This is a genomic window from Streptomyces malaysiensis subsp. samsunensis (genome assembly GCF_024519315.1).
In the GTDB taxonomy this organism is placed as follows: Bacteria; Actinomycetota; Actinomycetes; order Streptomycetales; family Streptomycetaceae; genus Streptomyces; species Streptomyces malaysiensis.
In genome coordinates this window covers 1-16,199 of the sequence record NZ_JANIIC010000120.1, presented here as the reverse complement: position 1 = coordinate 16,199, position 16,199 = coordinate 1, and the positions used below count along the sequence as shown (strand labels likewise).

General features: G+C 70.3%; 16 protein-coding genes. 8 read left to right on the top strand and 8 right to left on the bottom strand.

Annotation, left to right across the window (positions count from 1 at the left end; translation table 11 throughout):
• Positions 1 to 60: 60 nt before the first annotated feature.
• Complete coding sequence (locus NQU54_RS46655; RefSeq protein WP_257636342.1) at positions 61 to 2,319, bottom strand: transglycosylase domain-containing protein; 2,259 nt, start codon at positions 2,317 to 2,319, stop codon at positions 61 to 63.
• Positions 2,320 to 2,704: 385 nt separating this feature from the next.
• Here NQU54_RS46655 and NQU54_RS46650 point away from each other — a divergent pair, with 385 nt between their 5' ends.
• The gene (locus tag NQU54_RS46650; RefSeq protein ID WP_069860981.1) at positions 2,705 to 3,040 is read left to right on the top strand and encodes a WhiB family transcriptional regulator; all 336 of its coding nucleotides are present in this window, start codon (positions 2,705 to 2,707) and stop codon (positions 3,038 to 3,040) included.
• Between the two features lie 585 nt (positions 3,041 to 3,625).
• Here NQU54_RS46650 and bagB read toward each other — a convergent pair.
• Positions 3,626 to 4,993: an ATPase BagB gene (gene bagB, locus NQU54_RS46645; RefSeq protein ID WP_257636343.1), complete on the bottom strand. Its 1,368-nt coding sequence runs from the start codon at positions 4,991 to 4,993 to the stop codon at positions 3,626 to 3,628.
• A gap of 53 nt (positions 4,994 to 5,046) precedes the next feature.
• Entirely contained in the window at positions 5,047 to 6,024 is a 978-nt protein-coding gene (bagA, locus tag NQU54_RS46640; RefSeq protein ID WP_257636341.1) for an ATPase BagA, read from the bottom strand.
• A 72-nt stretch (positions 6,025 to 6,096) separates the two neighbouring features.
• Here bagA and sp36 point away from each other — a divergent pair, with 72 nt between their 5' ends.
• The 4 genes from sp36 (at position 6,097) to NQU54_RS46620 (ending at position 8,801) form a co-directional block, all read left to right on the top strand.
• A complete protein-coding gene (gene sp36, locus NQU54_RS46635) occupies positions 6,097 to 6,252 on the top strand; it encodes a Sp36 family protein (protein ID WP_020870215.1) in 156 nt (51 codons plus the stop codon).
• The gene (locus NQU54_RS46630) at positions 6,252 to 6,722 is read left to right on the top strand and encodes a RidA family protein (RefSeq protein WP_069860979.1); all 471 of its coding nucleotides are present in this window, start codon (positions 6,252 to 6,254) and stop codon (positions 6,720 to 6,722) included. The genes sp36 and NQU54_RS46630 overlap by 1 nt, the downstream gene beginning before the upstream one ends.
• A 190-nt stretch (positions 6,723 to 6,912) precedes the next feature.
• Positions 6,913 to 7,974, top strand: a complete 1,062-nt coding sequence (locus NQU54_RS46625; RefSeq protein ID WP_102935089.1) for an NUDIX hydrolase — start codon at positions 6,913 to 6,915, stop codon at positions 7,972 to 7,974.
• Positions 7,971 to 8,801 (top strand): MBL fold metallo-hydrolase, encoded by an 831-nt coding sequence (locus NQU54_RS46620; RefSeq protein ID WP_257636340.1) that lies wholly within the window; start codon positions 7,971 to 7,973, stop codon positions 8,799 to 8,801. The genes NQU54_RS46625 and NQU54_RS46620 overlap by 4 nt, the downstream gene beginning before the upstream one ends.
• A 145-nt stretch (positions 8,802 to 8,946) precedes the next feature.
• On the opposite strand, the gene NQU54_RS46615 is transcribed toward NQU54_RS46620, so the two are convergent.
• On the bottom strand, positions 8,947 to 9,621 hold the full coding sequence (locus tag NQU54_RS46615) for a Crp/Fnr family transcriptional regulator (protein WP_014061749.1): 675 nt from the start codon (positions 9,619 to 9,621) through the stop codon (positions 8,947 to 8,949).
• 248 nt (positions 9,622 to 9,869) lie between these two features.
• Between NQU54_RS46615 and nth the strand changes: the two genes are divergently transcribed.
• The 3 genes from nth to NQU54_RS46600 are packed head-to-tail and all read left to right on the top strand — an operon-like array spanning position 9,870 to position 12,613.
• The gene (gene nth / locus NQU54_RS46610) at positions 9,870 to 10,715 is read left to right on the top strand and encodes an endonuclease III (RefSeq protein WP_232564582.1); all 846 of its coding nucleotides are present in this window, start codon (positions 9,870 to 9,872) and stop codon (positions 10,713 to 10,715) included.
• Positions 10,712 to 11,398, top strand: a complete 687-nt coding sequence (locus NQU54_RS46605) for an NUDIX hydrolase (RefSeq protein ID WP_257636339.1) — start codon at positions 10,712 to 10,714, stop codon at positions 11,396 to 11,398. The genes nth and NQU54_RS46605 overlap by 4 nt, the downstream gene beginning before the upstream one ends.
• Before the next feature lie 12 nt (positions 11,399 to 11,410).
• Entirely contained in the window at positions 11,411 to 12,613 is a 1,203-nt protein-coding gene (locus NQU54_RS46600; protein ID WP_257636338.1) for a MarP family serine protease, read from the top strand.
• A gap of 122 nt (positions 12,614 to 12,735) precedes the next feature.
• Here the strand turns inward: NQU54_RS46600 and NQU54_RS46595 are convergent, their stop codons facing one another.
• From NQU54_RS46595 to nhaA, 4 genes are all read right to left on the bottom strand, one after another.
• Positions 12,736 to 12,939: a hypothetical protein gene (locus NQU54_RS46595; protein WP_075200444.1), complete on the bottom strand. Its 204-nt coding sequence runs from the start codon at positions 12,937 to 12,939 to the stop codon at positions 12,736 to 12,738.
• Positions 12,940 to 13,082: 143 nt separating this feature from the next.
• On the bottom strand, positions 13,083 to 14,009 hold the full coding sequence (locus NQU54_RS46590; RefSeq protein WP_257636337.1) for an alpha/beta fold hydrolase: 927 nt from the start codon (positions 14,007 to 14,009) through the stop codon (positions 13,083 to 13,085).
• A complete protein-coding gene (locus NQU54_RS46585; RefSeq protein WP_069860973.1) occupies positions 14,006 to 14,467 on the bottom strand; it encodes a phage holin family protein in 462 nt (153 codons plus the stop codon). The genes NQU54_RS46590 and NQU54_RS46585 overlap by 4 nt, the downstream gene beginning before the upstream one ends.
• A 116-nt stretch (positions 14,468 to 14,583) precedes the next feature.
• Positions 14,584 to 15,975 carry a Na+/H+ antiporter NhaA gene (gene nhaA / locus NQU54_RS46580; protein ID WP_257636336.1) on the bottom strand — a complete coding sequence of 464 codons (1,392 nt, stop codon included), beginning with the start codon at positions 15,973 to 15,975 and terminating at the stop codon, positions 14,584 to 14,586.
• Positions 15,976 to 16,199: the final 224 nt, after the last annotated feature.

Here is a 16,199-nt window from a genome sequence, read left to right as displayed (position 1 = left end):
GAAGAAGGGGGCCGGACATCTCTGTCCGGCCCCCTTCAGCGCTCCATCACGCGGGTACCGCTACTGCGGCCAGTGCCAGCCGCCGTTCCCATTGCCGTTGCCGCCGTTCCCGTTGCCGCCGCTGATCACGTCCGGGGGCAGGGAGATGTCCGGCCACGGGTTCTCCTGGCCGCCGTTGTCGCCCTTGTCGTCGCCGCGGTCACGGCCCGGCTTGTGGTCACGGCCCGGCTTCTTGTCGTCGTGGGGCTTGCGCTGGTTCGGGTCCTTGATCGAGACGTTCACGAAGTTCGGCGCCGGCTTTCCGTCCAGCGCGCCGCTCATCGCGTCCTTCCAGATCGGGCCGGGGGTGTCCGCACCGTAGACCTTGTCGTGGTGGACGCCGCCGATGGTGATGTTCTCCATCTTGACGCCCTTGGCGCCCGCGCCGCCGACCCACACCGCACCGGCCATGTTCGGGGTGTAGCCGACGAACCAGGCGGCCCTGCGCTCGTCCGTCGTACCCGTCTTACCGGCGCTCGGCCGGCTCTGGAGGCCGGCCTGCTTGCCGGTGCCGTCCTCGACCACGCCGCGCAGCAGTGTGTTGATGGTGTCCGCGGTCTTCGTCGACATCGCCCGGGAGCACTTCGACCGCGGAACCTTCAGCGCCTTGCCGCCCGGGCCGGTGATCGACTCGATGAAGACCGGGGAGCAGTAGATCCCGCGGTTGGCGAAGGTCGCGTACGCGTTGGCCATCGTCAGCGGCGAGAAGCCCTCGGAGCCGAGGGTGAGGGAAGGCACCTGGTTGTGCTCCTTGCCGTCGGCGCGCTTCACCCCCATCTTGTCGGCCATCTGCGTCACCGGGCAGACCCCGATGTCGCTGATCAGCTGGACGAAGTAGGTGTTGACCGACTTGGCGGTCGCGTCCTTCATCCCGTACGGGCCGACCTCTTTCTCGTTCTCGTTCTCGACGGTCGCGCCCTCGTCGTTGCTCCAGGTGCCCTTGCAGGTGGTGACCGGGCTCGGGTACTTCATCCGGTACGGCGAGGAGTAGCGCTGGTACGGCTTCTTGCCCTGCTCGATGGCGGCCGCCGCGGTGATCGGCTTGAAGGTGGAGCCGACCTGGAAGCCGTAGTTCGAGCCGCCCATGGACTTGTCCGCGGACAGGTTGATCTGGGTCTCGTTCTGGCCGAAGCCGTACGGCCTGGACTGGCCCATCCCCAGTACCTTGCCGGTGCCCGGCTCGACGAGCGTCACCGCCGTGGCCACCGGGTCGGACTGGTAGACATGGTTCTTGATCGACTTCTGGACCGACTCCTGGGCCTGCGGGTCGAGCGTCGTACGGATCGTCAGGCCGCCCTGGGTCCAGCGCTTGGCGCGCGCCTCCGCCGTCTTGCCGAAGGTCGGGTCGTTGAGCAGGGTCTCGCGGACGTAGTCACAGAAGAACCCGGCGCCCTGGACGGCCGTGATGCAGCCGCTCCTGGGCATGCTGACCTTGAGGCCGAGCGGCTTCTTCTGGGCCTCGGCGGCCTGCGCCGGAGTGATGTCCTTCACCTGGGCCATCCGCCGCAGAACGGTGTCGCGGCGCTCCTTGGCGGTCTTCGGGGCGTTGATCGGGTCGTAGCGGCTGGGCGACTGGACCAGACCGGCCAGCAGCGCCGCCTGCTCCAGCTTCAGATCCTTGGCGGGCTTGCTGAAGTAGCGCTGGGACGCCGCCTCGATGCCGTACGCCTGCTGACCGAAGAAGGTGATGTTCAGGTAGTTCTCGAGGATCCGCTTCTTGCCCAGCTCCTTCTCGACCTTGATCGCGTACTTCAGTTCCTTGATCTTGCGGCCTATGGACTGCCGGGTGGCCTCGGCGACCTTGTCCTTGTCGTCGCCCGCCTCCTCGACGAACACGTTCTTCACATACTGCTGGGTCAGGGTGGAGGCGCCCTGGGAGACCCCGCCGTCCTGTGCGTTGGTGTTGACCGCGCGCAGCACGCCCTTGAGGTCGACCGCCCCGTGCTGGTAGAAGCGGGCGTCCTCGATCGCGACGATCGCCTGCTGCATATAGGGGGAGACGTCCTTCAGCTTCACGATCGTCCGGTCGCGGGAGTAGACCTTCGCGATCTCTCCGCCCTTGGCGTCCAGGATCGTTGTCCGCTGACTGAGCGGCGGTGTCTTGAGATTGGCCGGAATCCCGTCGAACTCCTCGACGGTTCCCTTGGCCGCGAGGCCGAGCGCCCCGACGGCGGGAAGCGCGAGGCCGGCCATCACGGCACCGGCCAGCGCGCTGACGCCGAGGAACTTGGCGGCCTGTTGAGCGGTGGACGGCCCGCCGCTCGAGCGCGTGTTTCCCATAGGGGGCAGCCTACGTCTCGAATCGCCGGACAGGGGACCGGGTGTTCGCATAAGCTGTTTCACGCCAGCCACAGGTGAGTGGCTGAGCCACACCTCCACCACCACTCAAGTGAGTGATGAGACCTGTCCGGATTGCGGCCCCTGTCCTGAGGTGCCCGCTGTTCGGCGTGTGAACTGCCCTGATTTGCACTAGTAATCGCAAATGTCGTCAGCTCACTCCGTTGGGTGATCTGCCGCGTACCCATAGTCCGTTCGGACCATCCAAGATTGGGCCCGCAGGGGGTGTTGCGCCTTGTCTCGCTTCCGTAACGTCCTCAACTGGCGACGGTGAATATGCCGTTTGTCGCCGTGGGGGAGCTCCGATTCGGGAGAGGACGGCGCCAGCATGGGCTGGGTAACCGACTGGAGTGCGCAGGCCGCCTGCCGCACTACTGATCCAGATGAACTGTTCGTCCAGGGCGCGGCACAGAACAGGGCCAAAGCGGTCTGCACCGGATGCCCGGTGCGCACCGAGTGCCTTGCGGATGCCTTGGACAACCGCGTGGAGTTCGGTGTGTGGGGAGGGATGACCGAGCGCGAGCGGCGAGCACTGCTGCGCCGCCGGCCAACGGTGACCTCCTGGCGCAGGCTCCTGGAGACCGCGCGTATCGAGTACGAGCGCAGTGCGGGGATTCTGCCCTTTGACGACGAGGAGTACGAGCGCTTCGCCGCAGTCGGGTAGACCGGACGGCGGCTCGCCGGCGGTCGGCTGACGACCTGCCGGTGTGAGCGTCTCGCCTCATCATCACCTCACCCACCTCTCGTCATCGGCACGAGCGGGGGTGCGAGTACGGGCGCGCCTCGTCAGGGGCGGGTACGGGTACGCGCACGCCTCCGAGCGCGACCGCGGTCAGAGTCGCGGTCGGCCGTGGGGCGGGTGGCACGGCCTGGGGTGCGTGACACGGCTTGGCCTTGGCGCATGGTCATACGGCCTGGTGTGGGCGCGTGTGACGCGGCCTGACGATGTCGCGTGTGACATGGTCCAACGGGGCCGTGCGGGCCGAGGGTTGACCCGCCGTCTACGCCATCGGTGTTTGCTGCTTGCCCGCAGCACCGCTGGGCGGCCGTAGACGCCAAGGTCCACTACGGGCGCCTGCGCGCCTGTGGTCTGCCTCGGCGACCGTCACCGGGTGCGGTCAGGCGTACCGGGGATACCGCCGGTGCCACCACCGTCCGTTATGTACGTATGCGTGCTGTTCGTCGCGCTGTGTTGTGCGTCTCCTCCATGCGCGCGCGGCCGTCCGCCAGGGCGGGCGCGGGCACCGGCTCAGCCCGCCGCGCGCTTGGTCCGTTCCAGAGGGACCGCGAGGCGTTCTCCGATCGCCCGCAGTCCTGCCAAGTCGTGTACGTCGCCAGGGAGTGCGGCCACTTGGGCCACCGGAACCTCGGGGTGGAGCGCCGTGAAGCGGTCGTGTGTGCGCTGCTCGCGTCCGAGCACCTGCATACGCTCCGCGTGCAACCGAAGCAGTCCTGCGGCGAGCCGCTCCGCCGACGTGTCCGCCGACGTGGGGGAGACGTCGGGGTCCGCTGCCGAGGGGTTCCGCGCTTGAGCATTCCCTGAGGGGGGATCGACAAATCCGCAGTCGGCAAGATTTTCTGTCCCGGGGCGGTTCTTGGCCGGATCGCTTCCCTCCGCGGCGTTCGCGGGAGGGTAGTCGGCGTTCGCGGGAGCATCGTCCGGATCCGCCGGATCGATCGCCAGGGACAAGATCTCCGCGGCGGCCAGCGCCCGTTCCGCCGACAGTTGTTCGGCCCCGCTGCCGTGCACCCGGTTCAGCACCAGTCCGGCCAGCGGCATCTGGTCCGCGGCCAGGCGTTCGACGAAGTACGCGGCCTCCCGCAGGGCGTCCCGTTCGGGTGCGGCCACCACGAGGAAGGCGGTACCGGGGGCCTGTAGCAGCCGGTAGGTGGCCTCGGCACGAGTGCGGAATCCGCCGAACATGGTGTCCATCGCGGCAGCAAACGTCTGAACGTCGCGCATCAGCTGCCCGCCGAGCACCTTGCTGACCGTGCCCGTCATCATCGACACGCCCACGTTCAGGAACTTCATCCCCGCCCTGCCGCCCACCTTCGCCGGCGCCATCAGGACCTTGATGAACTTCCCGTCCAGGAAGGAGCCGAGACGTTTCGGCGCGTCCAGGAAGTCCAGCGCCGACCGGCTGGGCGGGGTGTCGACGATGATCAGGTCCCATTCGTCGCGGGCCCGGAGCTGGCCGAGCTTCTCCATGGCCATGTACTCCTGCGTGCCCGCGAAACCGGCCGAGAGCGACTGGTAGAAGGGGTTCGCGAGGATCGCCCGGGCGCGCTCGGGGTCGGCGTGCGCCTCGACGAACTCGTCGAACGTCCGCTTCATGTCCAGCATCATGGCGTGCAGTTCGCCGCCGTCGCCGCCGATGCCCTCCACCCGGCGCGGGATGTTGTCCAGCGCGTCGATGCCCATGGACTGCGCGAGCCGACGGGCCGGGTCGATGGTGAGGACGACGACCTTACGGCCGCGCTCGGCGGCCCGTACGCCCAGGGCGGCGGCGGTGGTGGTCTTGCCGACGCCGCCGGAGCCGCAGCACACCACGATGCGGGTCTCCGGGTCGTCCAGCAGGACGTCGATGTCCAGCCGGGGTGCCACGTCCATGCTCATGCCGCCTCCTGCGTACGACTCCTCGTCCGTGGCGCCCTTACGGCGGGCGCCGCTCACGTCGGCCACTGCTTGCGCAGATCCGTCGCGAGCCGGTACAGCCCGGCCAGGTCGATGCCGTCCGTGAGCAGCTCCAACTCGTGCAGCGGCAGGCCCAGGCCGGTCAGCTCGGCGCGCTGAGCCCGCTCCAGCGCCACCCGCTCTGCGTGCTCGCGGGCCTGCTCGAGCAGCGGGTCGACCAGCCGCTCGGCCATGCCGCCGCGGCGCGCACCGCCCAGCCCCGCCTGGGAGAGCGCCTTGGCGACGGCCGCGCGCTGCCCGTTGGCGGCGACCTCGACGGCCTCGTGGTCGAGGATCGCGGGCCGCACCATGTTGATGATGACGCCGCCCGTCGGAAGGCCGTCGGCGCGCAGCTCGGCGATGCCGTCCGCGGTCTCCTGGACCGGCATCTCCTCCAGCAGGGTCACCATGTGGACCGCCGTCTGAGGCGACTTCAGGACGCGCATCACGGCCTGTGCCTGGTTGTGTATCGGGCCGGTCCTGGCCAGCCCCGCCACCTCGTCGTTGACGTTCAGGAAGCGGGTGATGCGGCCGGTGGGCGGCGCGTCCATGACCACGGAGTCGTAGACGAAGCGGCCGTCCTTGCCCTTACGGCGCACCGCCTCGCACGCCTTGCCGGTCAGCAGGACGTCCCGCAGCCCCGGGGCGATGGTGGTCGCGAAGTCGATCGCGCCGAGCTTCTTGAGGGCGCGTCCGGCCGAGCCCAGCTTGTAGAACATATGGAGGTAGTCCAGAAGTGCGAACTCCGGGTCGATCGCCAGAGCGTGCACCTCCCCGCCGCCCGGTGTGGTGGCGATCTTTCGCTCCTCGTAGGGCAGCGGCTCCGTCTCGAAGAGCTGTGCGATGCCCTGACGGCCTTCGACCTCGACCAGCAGGGTGCGCCTGCCATCGGCCGCGAGGGCCAGCGCGAGTGCGGCGGCGACCGTGGTCTTGCCGGTTCCGCCCTTGCCACTGACGACATGGAGCCTGCTCACAGTGGGGAGCCTAACCAGTCGCCCCTCGCCCTACGCACCAGGGCCCGGCGGAGAGGCATTACAGTCGGCCCCATGACCAAGTGGGAATACGCGACCGTACCGCTGCTGGTACACGCCACGAAGCAGATTCTGGACACCTGGGGCGAGGACGGCTGGGAGCTGGTCCAGGTGGTCCCGGGGCCGAACCCGGAGCAGCTGGTGGCCTATCTGAAGCGGGAGAAGGGCTGATGGGGAGCGGCACGGTCGAGGGCAGGCTCGCCGGGCTCGGCCTGAAGCTGCCCGAGGTCGCGGCACCGCTGGCCTCGTACGTACCCGCGGTCGGCACCGGCCCGTACGTCTACACCTCGGGCCAGCTGCCGCTGGTCGAGGGGAAGCTGGGCGTGACCGGCAAGGTCGGCGCTGAGGTGACCCCCGAGGAGGCCAAGGAGCTGGCGCGCATCTGCGCGCTGAACGCGCTGGCCGCCGTGAAGTCGGTCGTCGGTGACCTGGACCGGATCGTGCGGGTCGTGAAGGTCGTCGGCTTCGTCGCCTCGGCGCCGGACTTCACCGGCCAGCCGGGTGTCGTCAACGGCGCGAGCGAGCTGCTGGGCGAGGCCCTGGGCGACGCGGGCGTGCACGCGCGCAGCGCGGTGGGCGTGGCGGTGCTGCCGCTGGACGCGCCGGTCGAGGTCGAGATCCAGGTCGAGGTCGCGGACTAGCGAGCGGTCCCGTGGGTGGCCCGGCCGGGCCCGCCGGTGGGCCCATGAGCGGGCCGGTGGGCGCGCGCGGGCGCGGAAGCGGCCACGGCGGCGGGCGCGGCCCGGTGTGACGGCCGGTACGCGGCCCGGCCCCGGCGTGCCGCCGCCGGTGCCACTCGAACATCAGCGCGTCAGCGCATAGCATCCGCCCATGTCCACTACGAATGGCCAGTGGTATCCACCCGAGTGGCCAGAGCGGATCCGCCTCTTGTCGACCGGTGAGCTCACACCGGTGACACCGCGCCGGGCCGCCACCGTGCTGCTGCTGCGGGACGGGCCGGGCGGACCGGACGCAACGGACGGGCAGGGCGCACCGCAGGACACACAGGACGCACAAGACGGGGAGCACGCACCGGAGAAGCCGCGGGAGCTCGGCGCGGCGCCGGAGTCCGCGCAGGCCCCGGAAAGCTCTGAAGGGCCCCCAGAGGGCCTACGGGACACGGCACGAGGGCCCGGCGGGCCCGCCGTCTACATGCTGCGCAGACGCGCCTCCATGGCCTTCGCCGGAGGCGCGTACGCCTATCCGGGCGGTTCCGTGGACCCGCGCGACGAGCGGATGGTCACCTGGGCCGGTCCCTCGCGGGCGCAGTGGGCGGGGCGGCTGGGCCTGGACCCGAGCGAGGCGACGCGGGCGCAGGCCATCGTGTGCGCGGCGGTCCGGGAGACGTTCGAGGAGGCGGGCGTGCTGCTCGCCGGTCCGACGCCGCACACCGTGGTCGCGGACACGACGGGGGACGACTGGGAGGCGGACCGCGCGGCGCTGGTCGCCCGGGATCTGTCCTTCGCCGAGTTCCTGGACCGCCGGGGGCTCGTGCTCCGCTCGGATCTGCTCGGCTGCTGGGCGCGCTGGATCACCCCGGAGTTCGAACCCCGCCGCTACGACACCTGGTTCTTCGTGGCCGCCCTGCCGCGCGGGCAGCGCACCCGTAACGCCTCCACGGAAGCGGACCGGACCGTCTGGATCCGTCCGGGCGACGCGGCCGACGGCTACGACCAGGGCGAGCTGCTGATGATGCCGCCCACGATCGCGACGCTGCGCCAGCTCGCGGCCTTCGGCTCGGTCGCCGAGGCGCTGGCCGCGGCGGCGGACCAGGACATGACGCCCGTCCTGGCCCGGGCGCGGATGGAGAACGGGGAGCTGGTGCTGAGCTGGCCGGGCCATGATGAGTTCACCAAGCACATCCCTGGAGCCACGGGGGGACCTTCCGCATGACGTACGCATCCGCACTGCCCGGCCAGCCGCGTGGGGGCACCATCGGCGGCCCGGCCACCGACCGGGCCGTCTGCGTCCTGGCGCCGAACGCCTCGCCCATGACGCTGGACGGCACCAACACCTGGATCGTCGCCGAGCCCGACTCCGACCTCGCCGTCGTCATCGACCCCGGGCCGCTGGACGACGCGCACCTCAAGGAGGTCATCGCGACGGCCGAACGGGCGGGCAGGCGGGTCGCGCTGACGCTGCTCACCCATGGCCACCCGGACCACGCGGAGGGCGCGGCGCGCTTCGCCGAGCTCACCAGGACGTCCGTAAGGGCGCTGGATCCGGCGTTGCGGCTGGGCGACGAGGGGCTGGAGCTGGGGGACGTCATAACCACCGGCGGTCTGGAACTGCGGGTGGTGTCCACGCCCGGCCACACCGCCGACTCGCTGTCCTTCCACCTCCCGGCCGATGGCGCGGTCCTTACGGGGGACACGGTGCTCGGGCGGGGCACGACCGTCGTCGCGCATCCGGACGGGCGGCTCGGCGACTATCTGGACTCACTGCGGCGGCTGCGCTCGCTGACGGTGGACGACGGGGTGGACACCGTCCTCCCGGGCCATGGGCCGGTGCTGAACGACGCCCGGGGCGCCGTGGAGTACTACCTCGCGCATCGCGCCAACCGGCTCGCGCAGGTGGAGACGGCGGTCGAGGACGGCTACCGGTCGCCCGCGGAGGTCGTGGCGCAGGTGTACGCGGACGTGGACCGGTCCCTGTGGCCGGCGGCGGAGCTGTCGGTCCGGGCCCAGCTGGACTATCTGCGTGGGCACGGGCTGATCTGAGACCGGCCCGTCCGGGAGCCTGGGCGAGGCGAGGACATAGGGCGAGGACATATTGGTCCGCAGCCCGTGGGGTTGCCCCGTCCGGCACGCCGTAAGGGCCCCACCGGAGTCCCGGCGAAGCCCTTACGGTGTGTACGTTCCGGCGTCAGCGGGAGCGCTTGGCCAGCCGCTCGACGTCCAGCAGGATCACCGCGCGCGCCTCCAGCCGCAGCCAGCCGCGGCCCGCGAAGTCGGCGAGCGCCTTGTTGACGGTCTCGCGGGAGGCGCCGACCAGCTGGGCCAGCTCCTCCTGGGTCAGGTCGTGGACGACGTGGATGCCTTCCTCCGACTGCACGCCGAAGCGGCGCGACAGGTCCAGCAGGGCCCTGGCGACACGGCCCGGAACGTCGGAGAAGACCAGGTCGGACATCTGGTCGTTGGTCTTGCGCAGACGCCGGGCGACCGCGCGCAGCAGCGCGGAGGCGACCTCGGGCCGGGCGTTCAGCCATGGCTGTAGATCGCCGTGGCCGAGGCCGAGCAGCTTGACTTCGGTGAGGGCGGTGGCGGTGGCGGTGCGCGGGCCGGGGTCGAAGAGCGAGAGCTCGCCGATCAGCTCGCCGGGGCCGAGAACGGCCAGCATGTTCTCGCGGCCGTCGGGAGAGGTGCGGTGGAGCTTCACCTTGCCCTCGGTGACCACGTACAGGCGATCGCCGGGATCCCCTTCGTGGAAGAGCGCGTCACCCCGCGCGAGGGTGACCTCTCCCATGGAGGCGCGCAGCTCAGCGGCCTGCTCGTCATCGAGCGCCGCGAAGAGCGGGGCGCGCCGCAGAACGTCGTCCACGAGTCTCTCCTTGTCGACATGCACAGGGGACCGACGTCCCCATGATGCCGGACGGTAAAACAGTGCGATCAATCACAAGTTTGACGCACTGGCCTGCCGAGCTGTGCGGCAGGGGTCCGATTCGGGGCCTCTTCGCGGTGGCCGGGCCGGATGTCAGTGGGTGGGCTTAGGCTGGCCGGGTGTCCAATAGGCCGGTGAGAGCACAGGGCAAGGGGGCCGGACGAGTGACCGCACCTCGTAATTCCGCTGTGGGCGAACAAGAGTCCGCCGAGTCGACAGAAGTAGCGAAACCGCATAAATCGGTCAAGGGCTCGAAAGGCGCCCGCCCCGAGTCCCGACTCGCCCTCGTCCGCCGCGCCCGCCGCATCAACCGCGAGCTCGCCGAGGTGTATCCGTACGCCCATCCCGAGCTGGATTTCGAGAACTCGTTCCAGCTGCTGGTGGCCACGGTCCTGTCCGCCCAGACCACCGATCTGCGGGTCAACCAGACCACGCCCGCGCTCTTCGCCGCCTATCCGACGCCCGAGGACATGGCCGCCGCCGATCCGGAGGTCCTGGAGCAGCTGATCCGGCCCACCGGCTTCTTCCGCGCCAAGGCCAAATCGCTGCTGGGCCTGTCCGCCGCCCTTCGCGACCGCTTCGGCGGCGAGGTCCCGGGCCGGCTCGAGGACCTGGTCACACTGCCCGGTGTCGGCCGTAAGACGGCCAATGTGGTGCTCGGCAATGCCTTCGGAGTGCCCGGTCTGACCGTGGACACCCACTTCGGCCGGCTGGTGCGGCGCTGGAAGTGGACCGCCCAGGAGGACCCCGAGAAGGTCGAGGCGGAGATCGCCGCGCTCTTCCCCAAGAGCGAGTGGACGATGCTCTCGCACCGCATCATCTTCCACGGCCGCCGCGTCTGCCACGCCCGCAAGCCCGCGTGCGGCGCCTGCCCGATCGCTCCCCTCTGCCCGGCGTACGGGGAGGGCGAGACCGATCCGGACAAGGCGAAGAAGCTCCTGAAGTACGAGATGGGCGGCCAGCCGGGCCAGCGCCTGCGCCCGCCGTCCGACTACCCCGGCCGTCCCGCCGCCCCCCTGGGAGCCGCCGAGTGACGAGCACGTACGGCGGGGATGTGGAGATCAGCGCCCAGGGGCTGCCCGAGTGGCTGCTGCCGGTGGCGCGGCTGGCCGAGGCGATCGAGCCGCGCCAGCTGAGCCGTTTTCTACCGCCCGAGCAGGGCGGAGGCCGCCCCTCCGCGGTGCTGGTCCTCTTCGGCGAAGGCCCCCGGGGCCCCGAGCTGCTGCTGATGGAGCGCTCCGGCTCGCTGCGCTCGCACGCCGGTCAGCCCTCCTTCCCCGGTGGCGCCCTCGACCCGGAGGACGGCGATCCGGACGAGGACGGCCCGCTGCGCGCCGCGCTGCGCGAGGCCGAGGAGGAGACGGGGCTCGACCCGTCGGGGGTCCAGGTCTTCGCGGTGCTGCCGAGGCTCTACATCCCGGTGAGCGGTTTCGTCGTCACCCCGGTGCTCGGCTGGTGGCGCCGGCCCACCCCGGTCGGGGCGGTGGACCCGGCCGAGACGGCCCGGGTCTTCACGGTTCCCGTGGCGGATCTCACGGATCCGGCCAATCGGGCCACAACCGTTCATCCCAGCGGCCACCGGGGACCCGCCTTCCTGGTGGGATCCGCTCTGGTCTGGGGTTTCACGGCCGGAGTGATCGATCGCATCCTGCATTACGCGGGGTGGGAGCGGCCCTGGGACCGCGCGAAGCACGTCCCACTCGACTGGCGCGCGTGAGACGGTGTTCCGGTGAATGTGCTGGACATCCTGTTGCTGCTTGCCGCCGTTTGGTTCGCGGTCGTCGGCTACCGCCAGGGTTTCGTCGTCGGCGTGCTGTCGGTGACGGGGTTCATAGGAGGTGGATTGATCGCGGTCTATCTGCTGCCGCTCGTATGGGACGGCACCACCGACGACAAGACCTCTCCCGGCACCGTCGGCGCGGTGGTGGCGATCGCCTTGGTGATCGTGTGTGCCTCGGTGGGCCAGGCCGCCACCACTCACCTGGGGAACAAGCTGCGGCGGTACATCACCTGGTCACCGGCGCGCGCCCTGGACGCGACCGGCGGCGCGCTGGTGAACGTCCTGGCGATGCTGCTGGTGGCCTGGCTGATCGGCTCGCTGGTGGCCCAGACCTCGCTCCCGACCCTGGGCCGGGAGGTCCGGGACTCCAAGGTGCTGCTCGGGGTCTCGCGCGTCGTCCCGGAGGAGGCGAACACCTGGTTCACCGACTTCTCGTCCGTGCTCGCGCAGAACGGCTTCCCGCAGGTCTTCTCGCCCTTCGCCAACGAGCCGATCACCTCGGTACCGCAGCCCGACCCCGCGCTCGCCCAGTCCCCGGTGGCCACGCGGGCGCAGGAGAGCATCGTCAAGGTCGTCGGCACCGCCCCCAGCTGCGGCAAGGTCCTCGAGGGCAGCGGCTTCGTCTTCGCACCGAACCGGGTCATGACCAACGCCCATGTCGTCGGCGGTGTCAGCGACCCGACCGTACAGATAGGCGGCGAGGGCCGGCTCTACGACGCCAAGGTCGTGCTCTACGACTGGAAGCGCGATATCGCGGTCCTCGATGTGCCCTCGCTGCAAGCCCCGGCGCTCCAGTTCGCCCAGGACGACGCGCGCACCGGTGACGGCGCGATCGTCGCCGGCTTCCCGGAGAACGGCGCCTTCGATGTGCGCGCCGCCCGCGTCCGCGACCGTATCGAGGCCAACGGCCCCGACATCTACCGCCGCTCCACCGTGCACCGCGATGTGTACTCGCTGTACGCCACGGTGCGGCAGGGCAACTCCGGCGGTCCGCTGCTCACCCCGCAGGGGCGGGTGTACGGCGTGGTGTTCGCCAAGTCCCTCGACGACGCCCAAACCGGGTACGCGCTGACGGCGGACGAGGTGAGCGAGGACATCCAGAAGGGCCGTACGGCCGATCAGCCGGTGGACAGCCAGGGGTGTGCCCTCTGATCCCGGTGAGCCGTCGGGAGCGGAGTGGTGCTCTCCGGAGCCGGGTGATGCCGGTGATATACCGAGCGTGATACCAGGGGTTTCCGGTGTCGCCGGTGCCCCGGGCCGCGCCGGAGATGCTGCTATCGGCTGCGTGGATGGCGCAGTCGCGCCGAGACCCACCGGGCCCGGCGGCGGATGATGCGGGGAATCCCGATGTTCGGGTCATGGCCTTGGGTAGGCCCGGAGCCGCCCCGCTCGGAAACACTCAGCGCGGCATTGGCGGTAGCGGCGGCCTCGGGGCCGCGGCTGTTTGGTGCGTCACGGTAGTCGTGCGTCCAGCCCATACCTCGGTGTGTGCCCCTGACCCAAGGTCCGTAATCGCCGCTGACTGCGGCAATTGGCCTATGCTCGAGGCAATTGGCTGTTCGAAAAACAGATGTTCGCACGCCCGTGGTGACGTGGTCGAAATGCGTACGGTAAATGACGCTCAGCGGTCGGGTTCGGGGTCCTTCAGCCAGTTGATCAGCTCAGAGGTGAAGGCCCGGGGGTCCTCCTCGTGCGGGAAGTGGCCGAGCCCGTCGAAAAGCCGCCAGCGGTAGGGGGCCTCGACATACTCCCCGGAGCCCGCCGCGCTGCGGGTGCGCATCACCGGGTCGAGTGATCCGTGCAGATGCAGGGTCGGCACCCGCACCGGCCGCTTCATCCGACGGTTGAACTGGAAACCGTCCGGCCGTGCCAGCGACCGCACCATCCAGCGGTACGGCTCGATCGAGCAGTGCGCGGTCGAGGGGATGGACATCGCCCGTCGGTAGACCTCCACCGCCTCGTCCTCGGGCAGCCGCGGTCCGGACCAGTCACGGATCAGCCGCCCCACGGCCGCCGCGTCGTCCGCGACCAACTGGCGCTCGGGCAGCCAGGGCCGCTGGAACCCCCAGATATGGGAACTGGCCGTGCTCTGCTTGACGTCCGCCAGCATCGACGACCGCCAGCGGCGGGGATGCGGCATCGAGGCCACCGCGAGCCGCCGTACCAGCTTGGGCCGCATCACGGCGGCCGTCCACGCCAGATATCCGCCCAGGTCATGGCCGACGAGCGCGGCGTCGGGCTCACCCAGCGAGCGGATCACACCGGTGATGTCGAGGGCGAGGTTGGCCGGGTCGTAGCCCCGGGGCGTACGGTCGCTGCCGCCCACTCCGCGCAGATCCATCGCGACCGCGCGGTAGCCGGCGTCGGCGAGCGCGGGCAATTGGTGCCGCCAGGTCCACCAGAACTGCGGAAAGCCGTGCAACAGCAGCACCAGTGGGCCGTCACCCAGCTCGGCGATGTGGAAGCGCGCGCCGTTGGCCGCGACATCCCGGTGGGTCCAGGGGCCGTCGAGCCGTACGACCGACGCGGCGGTATCAGGGGCCGTCATGCTGACGAGCGTGTCACATCCCGCGCGGGGCGTCCGCCATTGCTCTCGGCACGCGGATGCGGTTTGACGCTCCCCAGTACGGCGGCCGTCTCCTTGGACGAGGCGATCGACCGCTTCGGTGCCTTGACCTTCTTGAACTTCAGCAGCGCCAGCAGACCCAGGATCCCGGCGAACAGCCAGTAGATACCGCCCACGATCAGAAAGCACCAGGCGAGGCCGAGTCCGGTCCAGGACCGCATGCCGTAGGCGAGGGCGAAACTCAGCACCGGCAGCGAGAACAGCAGCAGCACCCCGGCCGCCACCCCCGCGCCGCTGCCGACCGCGGCCTTCTTGGCCCCCACCCGGAACTCCGCCTTGGCCAGCGCGATCTCGTCGTGCATCAGCGCCGACAGCTCGGTGGTCGCCGTCGTCACCAGCTGGCCGAGGCTGCGGTTGCCGCCGTGGTCGGCTGCGCTCATCGCCATCTCCCTCTGCTCTTGTGCGCCTTACGCTCGTGCTGCGTCGTTCGCGCGCGGTACGTCGTCTGCGCTTGCTACGTCTTCTGCGCATTTCTACGGGCGTCAAGCCTCTCAGATCATGCCGGACCATCGTCGCCGGAGTCGTTCGCGGCGGCCACTTCGGCAAGCCGTCGGTGCTCGGCGGCCTTTGCCTCGTGAATGGCGGCCATCCGCAGGTGGTATTCGGGGCTGTCCAGCTCATAGACGTCAGGGATGCCGTCCATGTCCTCGTCCCGCTCCTCCTCCTGACACAGCCGCTGGTACTTGGTGTTGCGCAGTTTGAGGAGGACCCCGGCGAACAGGGCGGCGGTCAGCGAGCCGATGAGGACCGCCGCCTTGATCTCCCCGGCGAGCGTGGGATCGCCGGGGAAGGCGAGTTCGCCGATGAGGAGGGAGACGGTGAAGCCGATTCCGGCGAGGGTGGCCACGGCGAAGACATCGGCCCAGGCGAGATCCTCGTTCAGCTCGGCCCTGGTGAAACGGGCGGCGCACCAGGAGCCGCCGAAGACGCCGACGGCCTTGCCCACGACGAGGCCCAGGGCGACGCCGAGGGTCTCCGGGCGGGTGAAGACATCCGCCACGGCGTCGCCGGAGAGCGGCACCCCGGCCGCGAACAGGGCGAACAGCGGCACCGCCACGCCCGCCGACACCGGGCGCATCCGGTGCTCGACGCGCTCGGCGGGGGAGCGCTCCTCGCCGTCCCGTACGGTGCAGCGCAGCATCAGGCCCATCGCGACGCCGGAGATGGTGGCATGCACACCGCTGGCGTGCATCAGCGCCCAGGTCACCACGGCGAGCGGGAGATAGATCCAGGCCGTCCGGACTCCCTTGTGGTGCAGCAGCCAGAAGAGGGCGAGTGCGGCGAGGGACAGGCCCAGGGCGACGAGGTTGATGTGCTGGGTGAAGAAGATCGCGATGATCAGGATGGCGCCGAGGTCGTCGACGACCGCGAGGGTGAGCAGGAAGGCGCGCAGCGCGGCGGGCAGTGCGGTGCCGATCACGGCGAGGACGGCGAGCGCGAAGGCGATATCGGTGGCGGTCGGCACGGCCCAGCCCTTGAGACTGCCGCCGCCGCTCGCGCTGACGGTGACATAGACGAGCGCGGGCACGGCCATGCCGCAGACGGCGGCGATCACGGGCAGTGCGGCCGTCCTGGGGTCGCGCAACTCGCCCGCGACCAGTTCGCGCTTCAGCTCGATACCGGCCACGAAGAAGAAGATCGTCAGCAGACCGTCGGTGGCCCAGGAGGCGACCGAGAGATGCAGGTGCAGCGCCTGGGGGCCGAACGAGAAGTCCCTGATGTCGCCGTAGACGCCGCTGAGCGGGGTGTTGGCGAGGATCAGCGCCACGATGGCGGCCACGAGGAGGAGTACACCGCCGACGGTCTCGGTGCGCAGCGCGTCGATGACGAACGTCCGCTCGGGCAGCGACGGGCGTCCGAGGAACTTACGGCTGGTGGGCGCGGCCACGGGCGGGCCTCCTGGGTGAGTCGGGTGCGGATACACGTATGGCGTATGCCGACCAGACTTCCCGGCGCTCCTACCCTCATCTTGTCGCAATTTTTGCGCGACAGCCACCTGCCCCAGCAGGGAGCGAGGTGTGGGGATGAGCGGGGCCCGGAACGTGTGAGGCGGGGCGGGGGCGGGGGGGCGGGGCGGGGGGGCCCGGGGACGAGGAGGGGGGCCCCCCCCCG

Excerpts from the sequence above, each read along its gene's own strand:
- NQU54_RS46655 (WP_257636342.1), bottom strand. The coding sequence starts at position 2,319 with ATGGGAAACACGCGCTCGAGCGGCGGGCCGTCCACCGCTCAACAGGCC.
- NQU54_RS46650 (WP_069860981.1), top strand. The coding sequence starts at position 2,705 with ATGGGCTGGGTAACCGACTGGAGTGCGCAGGCCGCCTGCCGCACTACT.
- bagB (WP_257636343.1), bottom strand. The coding sequence starts at position 4,993 with ATGAGCATGGACGTGGCACCCCGGCTGGACATCGACGTCCTGCTGGAC.
- sp36 (WP_020870215.1), top strand. The coding sequence starts at position 6,097 with ATGACCAAGTGGGAATACGCGACCGTACCGCTGCTGGTACACGCCACG.
- NQU54_RS46630 (WP_069860979.1), top strand. The coding sequence starts at position 6,252 with ATGGGGAGCGGCACGGTCGAGGGCAGGCTCGCCGGGCTCGGCCTGAAG.
- NQU54_RS46625 (WP_102935089.1), top strand. The coding sequence starts at position 6,913 with ATGTCCACTACGAATGGCCAGTGGTATCCACCCGAGTGGCCAGAGCGG.
- NQU54_RS46620 (WP_257636340.1), top strand. The coding sequence starts at position 7,971 with ATGACGTACGCATCCGCACTGCCCGGCCAGCCGCGTGGGGGCACCATC.
- NQU54_RS46595 (WP_075200444.1), bottom strand. The coding sequence starts at position 12,939 with ATGGGCTGGACGCACGACTACCGTGACGCACCAAACAGCCGCGGCCCC.
- NQU54_RS46590 (WP_257636337.1), bottom strand. The coding sequence starts at position 14,009 with ATGACGGCCCCTGATACCGCCGCGTCGGTCGTACGGCTCGACGGCCCC.
- NQU54_RS46585 (WP_069860973.1), bottom strand. The coding sequence starts at position 14,467 with ATGAGCGCAGCCGACCACGGCGGCAACCGCAGCCTCGGCCAGCTGGTG.